The 16428-nt window shown below is 75.4% G+C and carries 14 protein-coding genes and 1 pseudogene; 7 read left to right on the forward strand and 8 right to left on the reverse strand.

All coding sequences use genetic code 11. The features are described from left to right. Nucleotides 1-376: 376 nt before the first annotated feature. From BS72_RS38610 to BS72_RS22800, 5 genes are all read left to right on the forward strand, one after another. Entirely contained in the window at nucleotides 377-1288 is a 912-nt protein-coding gene (locus tag BS72_RS38610; protein WP_157856306.1) for a nitrate- and nitrite sensing domain-containing protein, read from the forward strand. 578 nt (nucleotides 1289-1866) lie between these two features. Further along, entirely contained in the window at nucleotides 1867-3750 is a 1884-nt protein-coding gene (locus BS72_RS22785; protein WP_232792659.1) for a roadblock/LC7 domain-containing protein, read from the forward strand. After that, nucleotides 3750-4163 (forward strand): DUF742 domain-containing protein, encoded by a 414-nt coding sequence (locus tag BS72_RS22790; protein ID WP_037913121.1) that lies wholly within the window; start codon nucleotides 3750-3752, stop codon nucleotides 4161-4163. The genes BS72_RS22785 and BS72_RS22790 overlap by 1 nt, the downstream gene beginning before the upstream one ends. Beyond that, nucleotides 4144-4752: a GTP-binding protein gene (locus BS72_RS22795; protein WP_037913124.1), complete on the forward strand. Its 609-nt coding sequence runs from the start codon at nucleotides 4144-4146 to the stop codon at nucleotides 4750-4752. The genes BS72_RS22790 and BS72_RS22795 overlap by 20 nt, the downstream gene beginning before the upstream one ends. Before the next feature lie 136 nt (nucleotides 4753-4888). Further along, entirely contained in the window at nucleotides 4889-6184 is a 1296-nt protein-coding gene (locus BS72_RS22800; RefSeq protein ID WP_051951491.1) for a styrene monooxygenase/indole monooxygenase family protein, read from the forward strand. An 83-nt stretch (nucleotides 6185-6267) separates the two neighbouring features. Here the strand turns inward: BS72_RS22800 and BS72_RS22805 are convergent, their stop codons facing one another. The 3 genes and pseudogenes from BS72_RS22805 to BS72_RS22815 all read right to left on the reverse strand — a co-directional run bounded on the left by BS72_RS22805 (nucleotide 6268) and on the right by BS72_RS22815 (nucleotide 9891). Continuing rightward, nucleotides 6268-7455, reverse strand: a complete 1188-nt coding sequence (locus tag BS72_RS22805; RefSeq protein WP_063836125.1) for a C40 family peptidase — start codon at nucleotides 7453-7455, stop codon at nucleotides 6268-6270. Nucleotides 7456-7756: 301 nt separating this feature from the next. Next, nucleotides 7757-9405: pseudogene (locus BS72_RS22810) on the reverse strand (chitinase). 234 nt (nucleotides 9406-9639) lie between these two features. Beyond that, nucleotides 9640-9891, reverse strand: coding sequence for a hypothetical protein (locus tag BS72_RS22815; protein WP_037913127.1), 252 nt, complete (start codon nucleotides 9889-9891; stop codon nucleotides 9640-9642). Between the two features lie 130 nt (nucleotides 9892-10021). Between BS72_RS22815 and BS72_RS22820 the strand changes: the two genes are divergently transcribed. Beyond that, a complete protein-coding gene (locus BS72_RS22820; protein WP_037913129.1) occupies nucleotides 10022-10726 on the forward strand; it encodes a TetR/AcrR family transcriptional regulator in 705 nt (234 codons plus the stop codon). A gap of 69 nt (nucleotides 10727-10795) precedes the next feature. On the opposite strand, the gene BS72_RS22825 is transcribed toward BS72_RS22820, so the two are convergent. The 3 genes from BS72_RS22825 to BS72_RS22835 all read right to left on the reverse strand — a co-directional run bounded on the left by BS72_RS22825 (nucleotide 10796) and on the right by BS72_RS22835 (nucleotide 13702). After that, nucleotides 10796-11599 carry a bestrophin-like domain gene (locus BS72_RS22825; RefSeq protein ID WP_232792503.1) on the reverse strand — a complete coding sequence of 268 codons (804 nt, stop codon included), beginning with the start codon at nucleotides 11597-11599 and terminating at the stop codon, nucleotides 10796-10798. 159 nt (nucleotides 11600-11758) lie between these two features. Further along, the gene (locus tag BS72_RS22830) at nucleotides 11759-12487 is read right to left on the reverse strand and encodes a hypothetical protein (RefSeq protein ID WP_157856307.1); all 729 of its coding nucleotides are present in this window, start codon (nucleotides 12485-12487) and stop codon (nucleotides 11759-11761) included. A 324-nt stretch (nucleotides 12488-12811) separates the two neighbouring features. Next, entirely contained in the window at nucleotides 12812-13702 is an 891-nt protein-coding gene (locus BS72_RS22835; protein ID WP_037913135.1) for an AurF N-oxygenase family protein, read from the reverse strand. A 100-nt stretch (nucleotides 13703-13802) separates the two neighbouring features. Between BS72_RS22835 and BS72_RS22840 the strand changes: the two genes are divergently transcribed. Next, nucleotides 13803-14987 (forward strand): ferritin-like domain-containing protein, encoded by a 1185-nt coding sequence (locus BS72_RS22840; protein WP_037913137.1) that lies wholly within the window; start codon nucleotides 13803-13805, stop codon nucleotides 14985-14987. Nucleotides 14988-15084: 97 nt separating this feature from the next. Here the strand turns inward: BS72_RS22840 and BS72_RS22845 are convergent, their stop codons facing one another. Together BS72_RS22845 and BS72_RS22850 are read right to left on the reverse strand one after the other, a co-directional pair. Next, nucleotides 15085-15753 carry a hypothetical protein gene (locus tag BS72_RS22845; RefSeq protein ID WP_037913138.1) on the reverse strand — a complete coding sequence of 223 codons (669 nt, stop codon included), beginning with the start codon at nucleotides 15751-15753 and terminating at the stop codon, nucleotides 15085-15087. Then, nucleotides 15750-16328 carry an RNA polymerase sigma factor gene (locus tag BS72_RS22850; RefSeq protein WP_051951493.1) on the reverse strand — a complete coding sequence of 193 codons (579 nt, stop codon included), beginning with the start codon at nucleotides 16326-16328 and terminating at the stop codon, nucleotides 15750-15752. Before BS72_RS22850 ends, BS72_RS22845 begins: the two co-directional genes overlap by 4 nt. Between the last annotated feature and the right edge of the window lie 100 nt (nucleotides 16329-16428).

Below are 16428 nucleotides of genomic sequence, written 5' to 3' on the forward strand. Positions count from 1 at the left end.
GCGCCCGCGCGCGTCGGGGCCATTCGCGCCGGGAGCGCTCACGCCGGGGACGGTTCACGCCGGGGACGGTTCGCGCCGAAGGCTTCGGCGGCGGCGCGAGGGCGGCCGGGGTGGGTGTCCACGGGTGGCAGGTGCGCGGCAGGCCGGCGGCTGGACGAGTGCCAGGACGGCTGGCTGGACGCGTGGTTGAGGATGACCGCGGCAGAAGCGGCCGGTCAACGCCCTCTGGGGATTCACTCGTTCGGGTGTCCGAAGGGAGGACGCCTGGCCCCTTCCCCACCAGGGCTGCAAGGGTCGGAGGGCTCCATGCGCACCGTCGCACCCTGCCCGGCACCGACCGGGACCCCACCGCGAGACCGGAAGGCGAGCCCCCACGTTGCGTGAACGACGTCCCAGGCGCCGCGAACGGCGGGTCAGGCAGCGCATGCTGGCCGCCCTGCTGGCCTGCTCCGCCGCCCTGCTGGCCGCCGGGGCGCCCGGCGTCGCTCTGGCGGCCGGCGACCTGTCCGCGGCCCAGGACCGGGTGGACGCCGCGCACCTCGCCGTCCGGACCACCGTCCTGGCGCACGCCGTCGCCGACGAGCGGGACGCCGCCGCCGTCTCGGCCGCCGCGGGCCGCGCCGTCCTGCCCGCCGCCGACCTGACCCGTACCGACCAGGCGCTCGCCGCCGCCGTCCGGTCCGCCCCCACCGCGCTGCGCACCGCCCTGGCAGGCCTGTCCGCCGCCCGGCGCACCGCTCTGGCCGCCGGGGACCCGCAGCACGCCCTGACCGCCTACCAGCGCCTGGACGACGCCCTGCTGCGCGCCGCCGGCTCCGGCACCGCCCCGCTCAGCCGGGCCGTCGACGCGGCGTCCCTTGAGCACGCCCTGCTCGTCGCCGCCCTGACCGGCGAGGGCGGGCAGCCGGTGCTGGTGGCCGAGGCGCGGGCCGCACGTGCCCAGGAGCAGGCCGGCCTCGCCGACTTCCGGGCCGCCGCCCCGCCGGCCCTCGTCGCCCGCTACGACCGCACCGTCGCCGGTGCCGCCGCCACCGAGGCCGAACGCGACACGGCCGCCCTGCTGGCCGGCCCGCGCTCGGCCCGGACGGCCGGGCCCTGGGCGCCGAGCGGGCCGGGGCGGCGCTCACCGCCCGGCTGGACCTCATGCGGTCCGTCGAGACGGCCTCGGCCGCCGAGGAGGCGGACGCCGCGGCGGGGCACCGCTCCCACGCCGTCAGCGTCCTCGAACTGCGCTGCGCCCTCGTCGGGTTGTGCCTGCTGCTGCTCGCCGGGGTGCTGGGCACGGTGATCCGCGGCATCGCCCGGCCGCTGGCCGCCCTGCACCGCTGGGCGCTGGCCGAGCCCGGCAGCGGGCAGGCCCCCAGGGCCACCGGCTGTGACGAGTTCGCCGCGGTGGCCCGGCGGATCACCACCCTCGCGCAGGAGACGCGCTCCCTGCGCGGCCGGCTCCAGGACCTCGGAACGGCGCGGGCGACGGCGTCGGCCGCGCACGCCGCCCTGGCCGCCGAGCACCAGGCGGTACTGCGCTCGCGCGCCGAACTCCTGCGCACCCGCGACGACCTGATGCGCTCCCGGGAGGAGCTGGCGGCACGGCTCGGCGAGGTGCTGGCGCGCTCCTCCGTCCACGCCGCACACGTCAACCTGTCGTTGCGCACCCTCGGCCTGGTCGAGCGCCAACTCGTCCTGATCGAGGAGCTGGAGGAGCACGAGCAGGAGCCGGGACGGCTGGCCGACCTCTTCCGGCTGGACCACTTCGCAGCCCGGATGCGCCGCAACAGCGAGAACCTCCTGGTGCTCACCGGAACCGAGCACAGCCACGGCGCCAGCGCCCGGCCGGTGCCGCTGATCGACGTGGCCCGCGCCGCCATGTCGGAGGCCGAGCGGTACGACCGGGTGCGGATCACCTCGGTGCCCGAGGCGCGGGTGGCCGGCCGGGCAGCCGACGACGTCAGCCACCTGGTGGCCGAACTCCTCGACAACGCCTCCGCGTTCTCCGCGGCCACCGCCGACATCCACCTCGCCGGGTGGGTGCTGGACAGCGGCGAGGTGGCGCTGTCCGTCGAGGACTCCGGCATCGGCCTGTCCATGGAGCGCGCCGCCGAGCTCAACGTGATGCTCGCGGACCCCGACCCGGCGCCGCCCGGCGGGGCGGCCGGGATCGGCCTCTACGTGGTGTCCCGGCTGGCCCACCGGCACGGCGTACGGGTCGAGTTGCGGCCTCAGCCGACCGGCGGCACCCTCGCCGTGGTGGTGCTGCCGCAGGTGCTGGTGCTCCACCTCGACCCGCTCACCTCCGTGGCGCCCGCCCCGGGCGACGCCTCCTCCGCCCCGGAGCGGCTCCAGGAGGCGGCCTGGCAGCAGGCGCCGGGGCTGCCCCCGAGCCACCTCGCGGCCCGCCTCCCGGGCCAGGGCCGGGTCGAGGACCAACTGCCGCCGCCCGCGCCCTTCCAGGCCCCCGCCTCGTCCCCTGTGGCCCCTTCCACGCTGTGGCAGGCGTACCCGGCGGTTCCCGCCGAGCCGGCCCCCGCCGACCCGGCGCCGCCCTCGGCACCCGTGGCCCGGAGCCGCCCCGGCACGCCGAACCGATGCCCCCGCGGCCGGGACGGGGGCCCCGCCGAATCCGATCGCCCCCGCGGTGCCCGCCGGGTACGCCGTCCCCGCTGCGCCCGCCGTCCCCGCCGCGCCCGCCGAGCACGCGCGGGCGCGGCCGGAGCCGGACGCGCTGCCGCGCCGGGTGCGCCAGGCCACCGGGATGCACGCCGACCGCCCCGAGGCGGCCGCGTCGCGTCGCGCCGGCCCGGTGGACGCGAACGGCCTGCGCCGCCAACTGGTGGGCCTCCAGAGGGGATTGGTCGAGGGACGCCGCGACGCGGAGCTGGAGGCCCGCGGCGAGGCCGGGCCCCGCGAGCGGCGCCCCGGTGCGGCCAGGGCCGGCGGCTCGCCCGAGCCGGTCGCGGCCGTACCCGCGCCGCCCGCCTCACCCGCGCCGCCCGCGCCCGGCGCGATCGCGTCCTCGCTGGTGCCGTCCGCCGCGCCGGAGCGCGACGGCCTGCCCCGGCGGGACACCGCGCCCGCCCGGGGCCCGGCCCAGGCCCCGTCCCAAGTCCCGGCCCCGGGGCAGCAGCAGGCACCCGTCCCGGCCCAACCGTCGGGAGAGGGACGGACGTTGGAAACGGCGCGGGGCGCGGAGCCCGGCGGCCGGCACCGGGGGACGACCCGTCCCGGAGACACCGCCGAGGAGGCGAACCGTTGAACGCGGCCAGCACACACAGTTCCGTACTGAGCAGCGAGGCGAGCGGCCTCCAGTGGCTGCTGGAGGACTTCGTGGAGGAGGTGCCCGGCGTCCGCTCGGTCGCCGTGGTCTCCTCCGACGGCCTGCCGCTGCTGAGTTCGCAGCCGGACCCGGTCCCGGCCAGGGACCCGGCGGGCCAGGGTGACGGTCCGCGGATGGACCTGGCCGCCGTGGTCTCCGGCCTGGCCTCGCTCACCGTGGGGGCGGCGCGGCTGATGGACGGCGGCGCCGTACGGCAGACCACCGTCGCGATGGACGGCGGGGTGCTCGCCGTCATGTCGATCAGCGACGGCTCGCTGCTGGGCGTCCACGCCGCCGCCGACTGCGACCTGAGCGTGGTCGCCTACAACATGGCCCGCTTCGTCGGCCGGGCCGGCCACGCGCTCACCCCCGCGATCCGGGGCGAGTTGCGGAACGCGATGGAGAACGGCACCGTCACCCCGGAGCGTGGCCGTTGATGCGGGCGGTACCCGTGGCACCACCGTTCCCGCAGCGCCCGGTGGCGGATCGCCGGACCGCCAGGGTCCGGCCCTACGTCCTCACCGGAGGGCGCACACGATTCGGACACGTGCTGCTGGTCGAGACTTTCGTGGCTACGATCGATCGGCCGGACGACCAAGCCGCTCTTGCCAGGGGCGGTTGGGTGGAGCGAGTGGTCCCCGAGTTGCAGGCGATCGTCGAACTGTGCCGCAGGATGCGGTCGGTGGCCGAGATCTCCGCACTGCTGCGGATACCGCTCGGAGTCGTCCGGGTCCTGATCAGCGACCTGGCCGACCAGGGAAGGATTCGCGTGTACGGGACCGGGCAAGGGCCCGGCGGCCCCGACCGCGCGCTGCTCGAAAGGGTGCTCAGTGGACTTCGCAGGCTTTGACCAGCAGGAGGGCCTGCAGGACTGGCAGACGGCCCGCGGCCGCGCGCCGGTCTCCACGAAGATCGTGGTGGCCGGCGGCTTCGGCGTCGGCAAGACCACCTTCGTCGGCGCCATCTCCGAGATCGCTCCGCTCACCACGGAGGCGGTGATGACCCAGGCCAGCGAGGCGCTCGACGACCTCGCCGCGATCCCGGACAAGACCACCACCACCGTGGCGATGGACTTCGGCCGGATCACCCTCGAACGGGACCTGGTCCTCTACGTGTTCGGCACCCCGGGGCAGCAGCGGTTCTGGTTCATGTGGGACGACCTGGTGCGCGGCGCGATCGGCGCGGTGGTGCTCGCCGACACCCGGCGGCTGGCGGACTGCTTCCCGGCACTCGACTACTTCGAGAGCAGCGGCCTGCCCTACGCTGTCGCCGTCAACCAGTTCGAGGGCACGGCCGAGTACAGTCCGGACGACGTCCGTGACGCGCTCGCCGTTCCCGGCCACATCCCGGTGCTGGTCATCGACGCGCGGGAGCGGCACTCCGTGGTGGACGCCCTGCTCGCGCTGGTCACCCACGCCCTGGCCGAGCAGCCCCTGTAACACCGGTGTACGTGCGCCTCCGCCGGCCGTCCGCCGCCGGGACCGGGCACGCCGAACGGGACGGCCGCCCGGGCCGGCAGCGGCCGGTTCCCGGCGTGTCCTGCCCGTCGACGACCGAAGAAGCGAGCGAGCCGCGATGCGAAGCATCCTGATCGTCGGAGCCGGCCAGGCCGGCCTGCAACTCGCCCTGGGCCTCCAGGCCCGCGGCTACGACGTCACCGTCATGACCAGCCGGACCGCCGAGGAGATACGCGCCGGCCGGGTGATGTCGACCCAGTGCATGTTCGCCTCCGCGCTGGCCGTGGAGCGCGGCCTCGGCCTGGACTTCTGGGCGTCGCAGGCCCCCGAGGTCGGCGGCCTGGGGGTGTCGGTGACCGCGCCGGACGGCACCCGGGCGGTGGACTGGCTGGGGCGGCTGGAGGGCGTCGCCCAGTCGGTGGACCAGCGGCTGAAGATGGCCGGCTGGCTGGAGGCGTTCGCCGAACGCGGCGGCCGGGTCGTCGTGCACGCCGTCGCCGTCTCCGACCTCGACTGGTTCTCCCGCGCCTACGACCTGTGCCTGGTGGCGGCCGGCAAGGGCGACCTCGTCTCCGCCTTCGGCCGGAGCGTGACGCGCTCGCCCTACACCGCGCCGCAGCGGGCGCTGGCCGTCGCCTACGTGCACGGTCTGGAGCCGCGGCCGGAGCACCCGGACCTGGCGGCGGTGCGCTGCAACCTGGTGCCGGGTGTCGGCGAGCTGTTCGTCATACCGGCACTCACCACCTCCGGGCCCTGCGACATCCTCTTCTGGGAGGCCCTGCCGGGCGGCCCCGCCGACGTCTTCCAGAGCGTCCGGGACCCCGGCGAGCACCTGCGGCTCACCCTGGAGCTGATGGCCCGGTACGTGCCCTGGGAGCACGCCCGCGCGGCCCGCGTCGAGCTCACCGACGCCGGCGGGACCCTCTCCGGACGGTACGCCCCGGTGGTGCGCCGCCCGGTCGCGGAGCTGCCCTCCGGCGGTCTCGCGCTGGGGGTCGCCGACGTGGTCGTCGCCAACGACCCCGTCACCGGGCAGGGTTCCAACAACGCGGCCCGCTGCGCCGACGTCTACCTGCGGGCGATCACGGACCGCGGGGACCTGCCCTTCGACCGGGAGTGGATGCAGAGCGCGTTCGACGCGTACTGGGCGGTGGCCGAGCCGTCGGTGAAGTGGACCAACGCGATGCTCGCGCCGCCACCGGAGCACGTGCTCGGGCTGATCGGCGCGGCGAGCGAACTGCCGCCCGTCGCCGACCGGTTCGCGGGCGGCTTCAACGACCCCGCGGACTTCGAGGAGTGGTTCTTCGAGCCCGAGCGGGCCGCCGCCTACCTGGACCGGCTGCGGGCCGAAGGCCCCGACGCCGCGCGGGTCCCCACCCCCCGCGCGGAGCCGGACCAGGCGCCGGCTCCGTGAGGGGCGGCTCCGGCCCGGCGGACAGCCGCGCGCCGGCCCGGGCCGCCCCGGGGCCGGCGCGGGGCCGGAAGGCGGGCGGTGGGCTACTCCTTGACGCCCTGCGCGCCGGTGGCCGGCATGCCGAACGGCGTGCCCTGGTCCGTGTCGGCGCCCAGGTCCGGGGCGGTCCAGCCGGCCAGGGGCGGCTGCGCCGAGTCGGGGCGGACGGCACCGAGGACCGGGTTGGCGGCGATGGGCGCGACCTTGATGTCGGCGCCCGGCCGCGGCGCCTCGACGACCATGCCGTCGCCGGCGTAGATCGCGACGTGGGTGGCGCCCTTGAAGTAGATCACCAGGTCGCCCGGGCGCAGCAGGGCCAGCGGCACGTGCGGCAGCCGCTGCCACTGCTCCTGGCTGGTGCGCGGGATCACCGTCCCGGCGTGCGCCCACGCCTGCGATGTCAGCCCGGAGCAGTCGAAGGAGTCCGGCCCCTGGGCGCCCCACTGGTAGGGCTTGCCGACCTGGGTGAGGGCGTAGTCCAGGGCCCGGGCGCCGACCTTGGAGGGGGTGCGCAGCGCGGGGTCGTCGCCGAGGGCCTTGGAGTCCATCAACGCGCTCTGCGCCTTGTCGGTGTCGGCCTGCTCCAGCGCCTGGAGCTGGTCGATCTGCACCCCGGTGAGCCCGGCGAGGGTGGTCTCCACCTGGTCCAGACGGGTCTGGACGGTCTTCTTCCGCGCCGCCGCGGTGCTCTGGGCGTGCTCGGCGCCGTCCAGGGCCTTCTGCGCCTGGGTGTTGAGCTGCGCGAGGCGGGCCTGGCCGTGCGCGAGCCGGGCCAGCACGGACTTCTGCTGGCCGACGAGCTGGGCCGCCACGTGCTGGCTGCCGAAGAACTCCTGCGGGCTCATGCCCCCGAGGAACGACAGGTAGGGCGAGAGGCCGCCGTCCCGGTACATCTGGTTGGCCATCAGGCCGAGCTGGGTGCGGGCGTCGGCCACCGCGGTCCGCTGGGCGGCCAGTCGGGCGTCGGCGGTGCGGGCGGCGGCGCGCAGCCGGTCGGCCGTCTCCTTGGCCTGGTCGTACGCCTGGGTCGCGGCCTCGGTCTGCTCGTAGTCCGTGTGCAGTTGGGTGAGCATCTGGGACAGCGGCACCTGGGGGGCGGCCGGCGGGTCGTAGGGCCGGGCGGCCGCGGACCGGGCCGCGGTCAGCGACAGGGCGGCCGCGGCGAGCAGCGTGCCGCAGGCCAGGGCGGGGCGGCGCAGCCGGGCTGCTGCGGGCCTTCGGGTCGCTGACATTCCCTCATCTCCCTGAGTACCGGCGGGTAGCTGGCGGTCAGGCGAGCCAATCACAAATAGTCATATCTTCGACAGAGGGTGTCGGCGATTCCTCCCCATCTGGTCACCCCGACGGGTGATGCGGACTGCCCCGCGACCACCTCGGGCCGTCGGCACGCCGCTCGCGGGCGCACGGGCAGGCGGGCGTGTACGGCGCGGGTACGGGGTGCCGACCGGGTGCGGACATGGGCGTACGGCCCGGTCACCGCCCTCGGAACCGGGCCGTACGCGTCCTGGGGCCCGCCCGGAGGCGGCGCCGGGGTCAGCCGAAGTAGCTGTCGAAGGTGTGCGAGAACGCCCAGTCGCCGAAGCGGTCCCAGTTGATGGACCAGGTCATGAGGCCGCGCAGGCCGGGCCAGGTGCCGTGGGTGGTGGTGGAGCCGCAGTTGCTGCCCTTGGTCAGGCAGTCGAGGGCCTGGTCCACCTGGGCGGGGGAGGTGTAGCCGTTGCCGGCCTCGGTGGAGGCGGGCAGGCCGATGGCGACCTGGGAGGGGGCCAGCGCCGGGAACTGCTCGGCGGCGTTGCCGGCCACCGGGAAGCCGGTGAGCAGCATGTCCGTCATCGCGATGTTGAAGTCGGCGCCGCCCATGGTGTGGTACTGGTTGTCCAGGCCCATGATCGGCCCGGAGTTGTAGTCCTGGACGGTGAGCAGCGTCAGGTCGTCGCGCAGGGCGTAGATCACCGGCAGGTAGGCGCCGCAGCGCGGGTCCTGGCCGTTGTAGGGGCCCGATCCGTAGTACTGGTAGCCCATCTGGACGAAGAACGTCTCCGGCGCCATGGTGAGCACGAAGCCGCTGCCGTACTTCGCCTTCAGCGACTTGACCGCCGCGATCAGGTTGACGATGGCCGGGGTGGTCGGGTTCCTGAAGTCGGTGTCGCCGGTGTTGAGCGAGAGCGACTGGTTCTCGAAGTCGATGTCGATGCCGTCCAGGCCCCACTGGTCGATGATCGAGCCCACCGAGGAGACGAACGCGTCGCGGGCGGCCGTCGTGGTCAGTTGCACCTCGCCGCCCGCGCCGCCGATGGACAGCAGCACCTTCTTGCCCGCGGCCTGCTTGGCCTTGATCGCCGCCTTGAAGTCGGCGTCGGACTCCACGGACGGGCACTCGCTGACGGAGCAGCGGTTGAAGTGGATCTGCCCGGAGGTGGGGGAGTCGGTCTCGCCGAAGGCCAGGTCGATGATGTCCCAGTCGGCGGGGACGTCGGCGAGCTTCGTGTAGCCGGAGCCGTTGGCGAAGCTCTCGTGCAGGTAGCCCACGAGCGCGTGGGTGGGCAGGCCCTGCGACGGCGGGCTGCTCGGCGGCGTGGTGGGGGCGTGGTCGGCGGGGTGGTCGGCGGCGTGGTGGGAGGTGTCGTCGGGGGCGTGGTGGTGCCGCCGCCCGGGCCCTGGAGGGAGACGTCGTCGGCGAGGTAGGCGGCCTGGCCGTACCAGCCGTGGACGTAGACGGTCGCGGAGGTCTGGCTCGCGCCGGTGGTGAAGGAGACGCTGAGGGCGCCCCAGGAGCCGTTCGTGCCGGGCGTCCAGGTGGAGGTGCCGCCGTTGACGCCGAGGTAGACGTAGGAGCCCTTGACCTGCGCGGTCAGCGTGTAGGTGGTGTTGGGGGAGACGGTGGCGGTCTGCGCGCACTGGGCGGTGGCGGAGCCGCTGGGGGTGCCCTGGAGGGCGTAGCCGCCGGTGTGCGCCTGACCGGAGACGACGGCGGTGCCGGAGTCGCAGGTCCAGCCGGACAGGCTGCCGCTCTCGAAGCCGCCGTTGCTGAGGAACTCGCCCGCGCTGGCGGCCGGGGCGAGGGCGACGAGGCCGCCGACGGCGAGGGCTCCGGCCGCGGCGGCGCCCGTCACGGCGAGGACGGCGCGGCGCGGCCGCCGCGGGGATCTGCCGGGGGCGTTGCCACCCGGTGCGGTGGACATGGGGGGGCTCCTTCCGTCGACCGACGTTAGGCGTGAACATGTCACCCGGTAGCAAACAGGTCCAGACCAATAACGTCAATGGTCCGGACCAGACGGGTTCTCCGCGTGTTCACCGCGCGGGTCGCCCCTCCCGCCGTCGGCGTCCCGCCCGGGTGCCGTTGCCGCCCGGGGCCGACCCGGGAGCCGCGCCCAGCGCCCCGGGCCGACCCGGGAGCCGCGCCCAGCGCCCCGGGTTCAGCGCCGCCGGGACCAGGGCCACTTGAGGCGCTCGGGGTGCGGGCTGCCCTCCGGGTCGTGGACGTACGCCCAGCGGGTGCGGCCCCGGCCGGGCTCCCGGTGGTAGACGTGCACCGTCTCCGGGCCGCCCTCGGGGGCCGGCACCGGCACGCGGTAGTCCAGCGGGGGCTGCCCGGTCAGGCCGGTGACGACCTCCAGCACGCGGCCGTCCAGCGGGCCGCCGACGAACTCGGTCTCCTCGTGTCGCACCCGCCAAGACTCGCACGCCCACCCCCGCTCCCGGCCCCCGGCGCGTGCGCGCCGCCCGCAAGCCGCGGAGGCCCCGATCCCGCCGCTCCGGAAGAAGGCCCGCCCGCACGGGTCATCTAGGCTTCCGGGCATGACCAGCAGCGCGGTGCCCGCCTACCGCCGGATGAGCGTCGAGCAGCGCCGCGAGCAGCTGCTCGACGCCGCGGTGGACCTCTTCGGGCACCGCAGGCCCGAGGACGTCTCGGTGGAGGACGTGGCCGCCGCGGCCGGCGTCTCCCGCCCGCTGGTCTACCGCTACTTCCCCGGCGGCAAGCAGCAGTTGTACGAGGCCGCGGTGCTGGGCGCCGCCGAGGAGCTGACCGGCCGGTTCACCCTCCCCGAGGACGGCGTGCCCACCGAGCGGCTGGGCCGCGCGCTGGACCGCTACCTCGCGTACGTCGACGAGCACGACGCCGCGTACGGGGCGCTGCTGCGCGGCGGCGGGGTGGTGGGCACCAGCCGCACCGACGCGATCGTGGACGGGGTGCGCCGGCGCGCCGCCGACCAGGTGCTGCGCCACCTCGGCGTGGCCGAGCCCGGGCCCCGGCTGGCGATGCTGGTGCGCTCGTGGATCGCCTCGGTGGAGGCGGTCTCGCTGCTGTGGCTGGACGACGGCAAGCAGCCGCCGCTGCCGGAGCTGAGCGGCTGGCTCGTCGACCACTTCACGGCCCTGCTGCTGGCCACCGCCGCCAGCGATCCGGAGACGGCCCGGGTGGCGGCGGCCGCCCTCGCGCAGGAGTCCGGGGACAGCCCCGGCGGCACCCTCCTCGCCCGCATCGCCGAGAGGCTGCGCTGACCGTACGGACAGGCGCGCGCTGACCGTACGGACGGTGCGTGCTGACCGTGCGGCCGCCTGACCGGGCCGTCAGCGCGGGGGAGCGGCCGCGGCGGCGGCGCCGGACTCCGCGTCCATCTGGTCGAAGCGGGTACCGGCCAGAGCGAACGCGGCCGGGCGCACCCCGAACGGCTCCTGGAACGGCCGGTCGAGCTGGCCCGCGAAGCAGATGGCGAACGCCACGGCCGCGCCCACGAAGCACAGTGCCGTCAACTGCCGTGCGGTGGACGAGAGTCCGAGCAGCGCCGGGAAGGCGACCAGGAACCCGCCGGTGCCGAGCATCGCCAGCCAGGTGGGCTCGGGCATCCGCGCGGTGGCCTGCGCGGCCCGGTTGACGCGGGCCTGGTAGACGGTGTTGAGGGCGGTCTGCGCGGCGGCCTTCGCGTCCTGCCGCGCGGTGCCGTCGGCGGGCGCGGCGGCCACCGCGGTACGTACCCGGTCCAGGTCCCGCCAGGCGGCGGGGCTGGTCCGGCCGTGGGCCAGCGCCGGGAACTCCGCCGTGCGCACCGCCCCGGTGTAGGCCCGCAGCAGCCGCCGCACCTCGGTGCCGTCGGCGGGGGCGAGGAGGCCGGCCGCGAAGTACGCGTCGCCCAGCGCCCTGGCCTCGTCGTACGTGCCCGCGCGGGCGGTGCTCAGCGCCGACCAGGCCCCGGCCACCTGGAAGCCGGTGAGCAGGATGAACGAGCTGAGCAGCACCGCGCCGATCAGCGACTGCGCCTGCCCGGTGAACTCCCCTGCCGCGGCCCGCCGTCCGCTGCCGAGGAACCTGCCGAGGAGGAGCGCGAAGGCGCCGCCGCCGAGGACGGACAGCAGCGACACGACGTACATGGCCATGGAACTCCAGGAGGGGGAACGGTCGCGGGGCCGCTTGGGGCAGCTGGGGATCGCCCGGCGCGGACGAGAGGCGGCGGACGAGGGGTGGGGCGGTCGGGGGATGGGGTGGTTCCGCGCTGGGCTCGCGGACGGCGGTGGCCGGTACGTCCTCCGGCGGAGTCAGCGGTGGCGGCCCGAGCCGCGGGGGAGCGCGGCCGCGACGGCCGCCGGGAGCAGTACCGCCACCAGCACCAGCCCCCACCACGTGCCGCTCGAATCCGGGCTGGTGACGGGTGGTTCGGCCGCCGGTACGAAGGACCCGGCGGCGACGGCGGGGCCGGCCGTGTTCCGGGCGGCGCCGCTCGCGACGGCCGCCGGGGCGCTCGCGGGGCCGGACGCGCCGGAGGCCGGGCGTGAGCGCGGCCCGGACGGGTGGGCGGACGGGCGCGCGGACGGCCGGGGTGACGGCCGGTCGGAACGTGTCGGGGCCGGTGCCGTCGGCGCCGTCGTCGGGGGTCCGGCCGGTGGGCTGCTCACGGGCGCCGTCGGCGGCCGGGAACCCGGCGGCGGGGAGGCGGGAGGCGGGGAGGCGGGAGGCGCGGAGTTCGGCGGGGCTGTGCGGGGGCATGTGCCGAGGCGGACGCGCACGGCGTGGAGCAGGTCGACGAGGAGCCCGTCGCCCTCGCACAGCAGGACGAGGACGTCGCAGCCCGCGCCCGGCTGCGGGCCGCCGCAGCCGGCGCCCACGGAGAGGCCGGAGAGGCCGGCGATGCCGGAGAGGTCGGAAGGGAGGCCGGAGCCGCCGTCCGCCGCGGGGCGCGCCACCGCCCGTCCCGCCCCGCCGGCCACGGCGAGCAGCAGCGCCAGTACCGCCGCCGTCACCGCGCCGACCACCCGTCGCGTGCTCACCGCGGCGCCCAACGGGTCCTAGCGTTTTCCGATTTCACGCCCATTACGGTAAATGGGGGACACCGGCACTTTTCGGTGAACCGGACATCCTGGCGCGATTCCCCTCATGGCCGCCCGCACCGGAATTCGTACGCCGCCGCCCCTGCCGCCGCTCCCGCCACCGCTCCCACTCGAACACCGCCCGCGCTCCGCCGTCGGTTTTCGGCCACTCCGTCGCGGGGGCGGTGGCGGTCCGGCGTGCCCGGCGCGGAAGGGGCCCGCCCCGCCCAACGGCCGCCGCCGGAAGGGCCGTCGACGCGGTCCGGGTGGTCGCCCGGCGGCTCCTCAGAGCAGCCCGGACGCCTTCCACAGCGGGCGGGCCGGCCCGACCAGCAGGCCGACCTCCTCGAAGAAGTCCATCAGCCGCTTCGCCGAGCGGCGCATCACGTCGCGCCGGTGCGGGCTCTGCCGCGCCGCCGCAACCGCCTCCTCGGGGTCGAGGCCGACCGTCGCGTACACCTTCGGGTTGATCAGCGAACGGGCGATCACCCGGGCCGCCTGCGCCGAGGTGGTGCGGGTCAGGGCCAGCTCCCAGCGCGGCGCCCTGGCCATCTGGCGGCGCAGCTCCTCGCGGGCGTAGCGGATGTGCCGCGCCTCCTCGACCACGTGGATGCGGGTCACCCCGCGCACCAGCGGCTGCACACGCTCGTCCTGGAAGGTCTGCCGCTGCATCCAGTCGAGGATCTCCTCGGCCAGCAGCGTCCCGGTGAACGAACCCGGCGTGGTGGAGACCGTCTTGAGCACCCGTCCCATCGCGTGGTCCACCTTGCTCGGCCCGTACGTCGGGGCCTCCAGGGTGGTGATCAGGCGGGCGAACATCTTGGAGTGCCGGCACTCGTCGGCGATCTCGGTGAGCGCGTAGCGCACGTGGCCGCTGGTCGGGTCCAGGTCGTAGGTGTGCCGCAGCAGCAGCTGCATCAGGATCGTCTCGAACCACACCCCGGAGGCGCACAGCGACGCGACCTCCTGGCGCGAGAGCGCGATCCGCTGCTCCTCCGGCATCCGCCGCCACAGCGGCGTGTCGTAGAGGGAGAGCAGCTCGGGAGGCCAGAACCAGGCCCCTTCCTGGAAGGGCGCCTCCCAGTCGAGTTCCGTGTCCGGGTCGAAGGAGTGTTTCGCCGAGGCCGTCAGGAGCCGCTCGGCCGTCCTCTCCCGGTCGATGAGACGAGTGTCCATGGGTGAACCGGCCTCCGCCGCACGAGGGTTACCAGGGGTACGCCTCTTATGAGACTCTGTGTCAACAAGGCGCGTCAAGTCCTCGTGGAGGGAGAAGCGGATGTCGACGGAAGGCCTGTACACCGAGGCGCCCGCGGAGTGGACCTGGCAGGTGCCGGCCCGGGGGTCGGCCCGCTTCTCGTGGGAGTACGACGACGGCCGTGACCGGCTGCTCGCCCTCTACCAGAAGGGCAAGGACAAGCAGTGGGACTCCGTGCGGCGGATCGACTGGGACCTGCCCGTCGACCCGTACGACCCGCTCGGCACCCCCGACGAGGTGCTGACCCTCTACGGGACCCGCTACTGGGACGCGATGGGGGAGCGGGACCGGGCCCTGCTGCGACGGCACTACGCCGCCTGGAACTTCAGCCAGTTCCTCCACGGCGAGCAGGGCGCGATGGTGTGCGCCGCCCGGATCGTGGAGTCCGTGCCGGACCTGGACGCGAAGTTCTACTCGGCCACCCAGACCATGGACGAGGCCCGGCACGCCGAGATCTACGGCCGGTTCCTGCACGAGAAGGTCGGGATGCTCTACCCGGTCAACGACAGCCTCCAGGGGCTGCTCGGCGACACCCTGCGCGACTCCCGCTGGGACATGCCCTACCTGGGGATGCAGGTGCTCATCGAGGGCCTGGCGCTCGCCGCGTTCGGGCTGATCCGGGACACCACCGACAAGCCGCTGCCCAAGCAGATCCTCGCCTACGTGATGCAGGACGAGGCCCGGCACGTGGCCTTCGGGCGGATGGCGCTGCGCGACTACTACCAGCAGCTCTCGGACGCCGAACTGCGCGAGCGCGAGGAGTTCGTCATCGAGGGCTGCTACCTGATGCGCAACCGGCTGCGCGGCGCGGAGGTGCTGGAGAACTTCGGCATCCCGGCGGCCGAGGCGGTGGAGCTGAGCGAGCGTTCGGAGTTCCTGCGGCTGTTCCGCAAGCTGCTCTTCGGCCGCATCGTGCCCTGCGTCAAGGACATCGGGCTGTGGGGGCCGCGGCTCCAGAAGGCCTACGTGGACCTGGGCGTCTTCGACCTCGGCGACTCCGACCTGGACCTGCTGATGGCCCAGGACGAGGAGGTCGCCGAGCGGCTGGACGCCGAGCGGTTCGCCGCCGAGGAGGCCGCCCGCGTCGCCGAGGTCGCCCAGGCGGTGGCCGAGGGTGCCGCCGCCTCCAGCGCGGCGGAGGGGTCCGGCGCGGCGGAGGGCACCGCGGCGGAGGGCACCGCGGCGGAGGGCACCGCGGCGGAGTAGGGCCGGTGGGCCCGTGGGCTCCGCCCTGTGCGCGCTCGCCCGTGCCCGCGGGCACCCCCGGGAAGGGTGCGCCCGCGGGCCTTCGGACGACGGCGGGTCAGGAGACGCAGCCGGGCACCTGGCGAACCAGGCTGGCGGAGACCGTGCTCACCTGGTCGGGGGCGAAGCGCGCCACGAACAGCAGGTGGTCTCCCGAGGGGATGGCGCTGGGGTGGATGACGTGCTGGATGCCCCCGTCGGACCCCCTGTGGCTCTCGGCCGGGGGCATCACCTTCGCGAGGGTGCTCTGCCCGCTCGGGTCGTGCTCGACCGTGGCGTGGCAGGAGGCCGTCGGCGTCAGCACCTTCGCGGGGATGCCGGCCTCGTCCAGCGCGGCCTGCAGCCCGGAGACGCCCTTGGGGTCGAAGAGCTCGACGGCGACGGCGCCGCCCGGCTCGGACCGCACGGTGAAGTCGGCGTTGACGATGTCGAGGCCGGCGCCCAGGCTGCCCGAGGAGCCCTGGGGCGCGGACGACGTGCCGGGGGCGACGTCCGTGATGCCGCGGGCCTCGGGGGCGGCCTGCCGCGTGCTGTGCGAGCCGGAGGCCAGCGGCAGGGCGACCGCCACGGCCGCGGCGGCCGCGGCGGCACCGAGGGCGTAGGCCACCGGACGCCGAGGGGTGCGGAGCCGGACCACGGCGCGGTGGCCGGCGGTGGCGGACATGGCCGTCGCGCGGGCGTTCAACTCGTCGGCGAGCTGCTGCCGGAAGTGCTCGGGGGCGTTCACTGGGTGGCCTCCAGAAGGGTCTCGCGGGTGGCGGTACGGGTCTGATCGGCGCTGCGCAGCGCCTTCCGGGCGCGGTGCAGCCGCACCCGGGCGGTGGTCGCGGTGATGCCCAGCGCGTGGGCCGCCTCGCGGACGGTCAGTCCGTCCACGGCGACGAGGTCGAGCACCTCGCGCAGCGGCTCGGACAGCGCGGCGTGGTCGGCCGCCATCCCCCGGGCGGCGCGGCCGGCGTCGATCCGGGCCTCGATGGCGGCGACGTCCTGGTCGTCCAGCATCCGCCGCCCGGAGAGCCGGGCCTCCGCCTGCCGTTCGCGGGCGCGGCCCTTGAAGTGGGCGTTGACGACGTTGCGGGAGATCCCGTGGATCCAGGCGGCGGGTGTGCCGCGCCGGGCGTCGTAGGTGTGCGCGCTCTCCAGGGCGGCCACGAAGACGTCCGCGGTCAGGTCGGCGGCCAGGTGCGGGCTGTCGACGCGCCGGGTGACGAAGTTGAGCACGGCGTCGAAGTGCTGCTCGTAGAACGCGGCGAACCCGGCCGGGTCGCGCGTTGGTCGGGCTGTCGGATGATCCGTTTGCACGGATGACTCCTCAAGACGGTGCAGAAGTGTGATGCCTTACGCCTCTACTTGGCCGGGGCGCCCGAAAGCGTTACATCCGCCGCCCGTCGTCGGAGCGCCT

The organism is Actinacidiphila yeochonensis CN732 (genome assembly GCF_000745345.1).
Lineage (GTDB): Bacteria > Actinomycetota > Actinomycetes > Streptomycetales > Streptomycetaceae > Actinacidiphila > Actinacidiphila yeochonensis.

What these genes read in the sequence shown, in the direction of transcription:
- BS72_RS22840 (WP_037913137.1), top strand. Translation starts at nt 13,803, where the DNA reads ATGTCGACGGAAGGCCTGTACACCGAGGCGCCCGCGGAGTGGACCTGG.
- BS72_RS22800 (WP_051951491.1), top strand. Translation starts at nt 4,889, where the DNA reads ATGCGAAGCATCCTGATCGTCGGAGCCGGCCAGGCCGGCCTGCAACTC.
- BS72_RS22835 (WP_037913135.1), bottom strand. Translation starts at nt 13,702, where the DNA reads ATGGACACTCGTCTCATCGACCGGGAGAGGACGGCCGAGCGGCTCCTG.
- BS72_RS22785 (WP_232792659.1), top strand. Translation starts at nt 1,867, where the DNA reads ATGTCGGAGGCCGAGCGGTACGACCGGGTGCGGATCACCTCGGTGCCC.
- BS72_RS22805 (WP_063836125.1), bottom strand. Translation starts at nt 7,455, where the DNA reads ATGTCAGCGACCCGAAGGCCCGCAGCAGCCCGGCTGCGCCGCCCCGCC.
- BS72_RS22825 (WP_232792503.1), bottom strand. Translation starts at nt 11,599, where the DNA reads ATGGCCATGTACGTCGTGTCGCTGCTGTCCGTCCTCGGCGGCGGCGCC.
- BS72_RS22790 (WP_037913121.1), top strand. Translation starts at nt 3,750, where the DNA reads ATGCGGGCGGTACCCGTGGCACCACCGTTCCCGCAGCGCCCGGTGGCG.
- BS72_RS22820 (WP_037913129.1), top strand. Translation starts at nt 10,022, where the DNA reads ATGACCAGCAGCGCGGTGCCCGCCTACCGCCGGATGAGCGTCGAGCAG.